Below are 4,015 nucleotides of genomic sequence, written 5' to 3'. Positions count from 1 at the left end.
GATGAGAATGACCAGATTCGTCGCTGCTGAGCTTTCATTGGCATTGTCTGTCACTACAATTGGGAAAGTATCGCTTACGCTAGTATCACCACCGCTGTGGTCTTTGCTGCTGTCACTTTGTTGGTAGCTATAACTGACTTTGCCTGTTACTGGATCATAGTCGGTAAGGGTCAGTGTTCCCTCTGTACCTGCGATTGTTTTTGGTGTGGTCGGGGATAGATCCAAGAGTTCGCGGGTCAGAATGGTCGTGCCACCAATCGTGATAGATTTCAGTCCATCTGCTGCGTTGACGGTAAACTCGCCTTGTACTGGGGTCGTTGCATTTTCGGCAATACTGTTCGCACCAAGCGCTGATCCATTATGATCAGTGATAACCACGTTAGGTGCGCCATCGGTATGTCCGTCAATGGTGATGGTAATGGTCGCTGTCGATTTATCTCCATCTCCATCGGTAATGGTGTAGCTAAATACGTCTTGGAGGCTTTGGTTATCTTTAAGGGCGTTTACATCCGTATTGTTATTATTTAATTGGTAGGTGTAACTACCGTCAGCACGGAGAATTAATGTTCCGTATTCTCCATTCACTGCTGTATTCAATGCGCCATTTGCTACGTGTTCACCTGATGCAACTGTTCCAGCCTGTACTCCACTGACGTTGGCTTTGTCTGCGCCTTGGGTATCAGCTGTATCTCCACTAGATACGCCTCCTGTCAGTACGTTGCCACTTACCGGGTTAGGGACGCTGTCTTCTGTAATGCTATTCGTGTCAGGCTTCGCAACAGGTGCGTCATCTATAATATTAATAACCAGATCACCCGAAGCTGTTTTATCGCCATCGATATCTGTCACTTCCACTGCAAATGTTGCATTGGCATTATCACCTGACGTATTCGCAGGAAGTGTGTAGCTATAGTGGATAGTGCCTGTACCAGTTGCCGAATTGTATTCATAGCGTGCAGTTAAACCATCCGAGAATGTTTGATCTGCTGTCGTTAGGGTATGCCCACCTAACTTCACTGCATCTTGAGAAGCCAAACCATCTGGAGAGGTAAAAGCAATTGTACCGCTTGTTGTTTCCTTATCAGTAGATGCTTTAGAGCCACCATTATTCAAACCTGATTCATAGACTTTGGTACTCTCTCCATCGCTCGAAGGAAGCGTAACAAGAGGCGCACTATTGCCAATGACTAATGTCAAGTTAGCTGTTGAGCTATCCCCATCACCGTCAACCAATGTATAAGTAAATACCTCATTTACACCGCCCGGCGTACCTTCATGACGCTCGTAACTATATTCACCTGTGGTCTTATTGAGTATTAGAGTACCATACTGCCCTTCGATCGTCAGCGTTGTGCCATCATCTGTTACCACGTTAGCAGATACATTATCACTAACCACTGTGGAGATGCTCACTCCATCGGCACTAATTTTGTCTGCACCTGTAGCCCCACTACTCGTACCAACACCCGTCAGTACATTTCCAGTTTCAGGGGTAAATTGATTAGCAGCCACATTATCGATGTCGTTTTTGGCAAGTGGTGCATCATCAATAATGCTAATGACTAGACTGCCACTGCTCACAATATTACTTTGATCTGTCACAGATATACCGACTTCTTCCAGAAAGTTATCGGTGTGTGATGCATCGTTGGTAACAGGTTGATCTAGTTCATATTCATAAGTAATGGTGCCACCCGTAGATACGCCATTAAATTCCTGACCATTTGGCGTATAGTCAGTAATGATGATCTTGCCATGAGGCGTGTTGATAATAATCGGTGTAGTTGAGGCATTTTCCAGATCTGTTAGCAAAATATTGGTATCACCAACCGTAACAGACTTTACGCCATCACCAGCCCCAATCGTAATACTACCCGTTTCTTTATTTGAACCCGATGTATCAGTTAAACCCTGTTCATATACAGTAACATGCCCCTGTTCAATTAATGTATCAGTAGTATTGTTCGGATTTTCACTGCCGCCATTTTCATCTTTTATGCTAATCGAAGGATTTGCATCAGGTGTAATGGTGATTACCAATTCCGCTGAAGCGGTTCCACCCTGGCCATCACTAATTGTATAAGTAACTGTTGGAACGGTGCCATTCCAGTTAGTCGCAGGGACAAAGTGATAAGTTCCATCGGCATTGAGCGTTAGCTCGCCAATTTTATCAATTGTAACGGTTTGGCCTGCATTATAGCTTTTACCCTCCACAACAAATTGAGTAACTGTGATTGCGTTTCCATCAGGATCACGATCATTAGTTAAAACATTGCCATTAACTGGGGTATCTTCAACACCTGTAATTTCATCCTTAACGGCGATTGGCCATGCGTTTTTATCCCCTCCACCGCCACTTCCTGCGGCTGCAATGATGCCACCAATAACAGCACCACCACCAATAATCCATGGCAGTAAAGACCCACCTGCCGCACTAGCAGGTAATAAGACCTCAAGCCCAGGTATTCCCTTAAAACCAGAAACACCATCAAACCAGTATAAGATACAACCATCTTCTTCAAAAACCAGATCAGAATCAACTTTGTCATATACGACAAAGAAGTTTTCGATAAGGACAGTTTCACCATTATTTAACTTTAAAATCAGGTTATTGCCATCACGTAAAAACTCTGCTACATCATTACGATGCATTTTGGTATGGACAATTGATGCTTCTGTTAAAGTGATATGTTGCGTGTTGATAGATACTTTATTTAAAGAATCTTTTTCTACTACAATAAAATTTGTCATGTTCTGTGTGGCCTATATTCGTTGAAACTTTTAAATGCTGAATTACTTGGTAATGCCCGTAATTTGTACCGTCACGCGACGATCGGGCTGTAAACATGCTTTTAGTGCTTCACGAGATTTAACCGTAGGACAGCCGTCCGTGACTGGTTGATTCTTCCCTGCACTTGCCACCGAGATAATATTTGCGGATACGCCATTTTGAACAAGCAGACTACGTACAGTTTCAGCACGATTCTGACCAAGTTTTTGGTTATAAGTTTCGCTTCCTAGACGATCCGTATGACCGACCAATATGATCTTACTGACAGAAACAAAACCTGTTGAAATTTTTGATGCTACGTCCTGAACTTCCTGACGGCCTTTAGGCAATAAATCATTTAAAGATGAACCATCAAATTTAAATAATGTATCGGCTGCCAAATCAATTGTTTCAGTATGCTCAACAGGAGCAACGACAGGCTTTTGAGCTGCTGGCTGTTGTCTACAAGCCAAAGGATGACCATTATTTGAAATAAAAGGTACACCAGCAGCATCTACAGAAAGAATAAAGTTACGATCTTTTAATTGATCTGGCCGCAAGTCGACATCGCAACTCTGACAATTTTTTTCGCCGCTACAATTTTTAACTTTGAAATTATAAACTTCTGGTTTTAAATAATACTTTGCCGTATTATTGATATAGAATTTACCTGATTCAATACTGTCAATATAGAAATGAATTGGGCAACTCTGTTCATCTCTTGTATCCCCTGCGCATAATTTAGCATCTCTGTTGACATTGATCTCCTGATTATAACCTTGCTTATTATTTTGAAACCGTAAAGCAGAAGGCTTTGAGTAAGGATCAAATGCACAAGAGGCTACCACCAATGAAATTACAGTAGTTAAAAGCGATAATTTCCACATAAACAACCCTTGGTAGACTTAATGTATTATTAGATTCGTATGACATATTTACGCGAATCTCAACTTTTTAAGTCTTTGAAATAAAAAGGACATAACCCAATTTAATTTTCGACTAAGAAAAGCAAAGCAAGTTATGTGATCCTAGACAGTATCGTGGACAACAAATCCCTCTAAATTCTTAAAATATTTCTGTTCAAAGGCTTCTGGGCTTAACCAGCCGTTTGCGGAATGCCTTCTGACCCGATTGTAATAAATCTCAATATAGTCAAACAAGACTGTATTCGCTTCTTTTCGAGTGGCAAACACACTGCCATGGACCACATGACCTTTCAATGTATGAAAGAAGCTTTCGGTCACT

Annotated in this window: 3 protein-coding genes; all 3 read right to left on the bottom strand. The window is 41.8% G+C overall.

Going from position 1 to position 4,015, the window contains the following annotated elements; translation table 11 throughout:
* A partial coding sequence (locus I593_RS19445; protein WP_016165544.1) for an Ig-like domain-containing protein occupies window positions 1–2,751 on the bottom strand: 2,751 nt, incomplete at its 3' end.
* 42 nt (window positions 2,752–2,793) lie between these two features.
* A complete protein-coding gene (locus I593_RS19440) occupies window positions 2,794–3,657 on the bottom strand; it encodes an OmpA family protein (protein WP_016165543.1) in 864 nt (287 codons plus the stop codon).
* Between the two features lie 141 nt (window positions 3,658–3,798).
* Window positions 3,799–4,015, bottom strand: a 217-nt coding sequence (locus I593_RS19435) for an IS3 family transposase (RefSeq protein WP_154653761.1), incomplete at its 5' end; no start/stop codon positions are given.

The organism is Acinetobacter tandoii DSM 14970 = CIP 107469 (assembly GCF_000400735.1).
Lineage (GTDB): Bacteria > Pseudomonadota > Gammaproteobacteria > Pseudomonadales > Moraxellaceae > Acinetobacter > Acinetobacter tandoii.
The sequence above is the reverse complement of the archived record's forward strand: the minus strand, read 5'-3'. Positions and strand labels throughout refer to the sequence as shown.

Excerpts from the sequence above, each read along its gene's own strand:
- I593_RS19440 (WP_016165543.1), bottom strand. The coding sequence starts at position 3,657 with ATGTGGAAATTATCGCTTTTAACTACTGTAATTTCATTGGTGGTAGCC.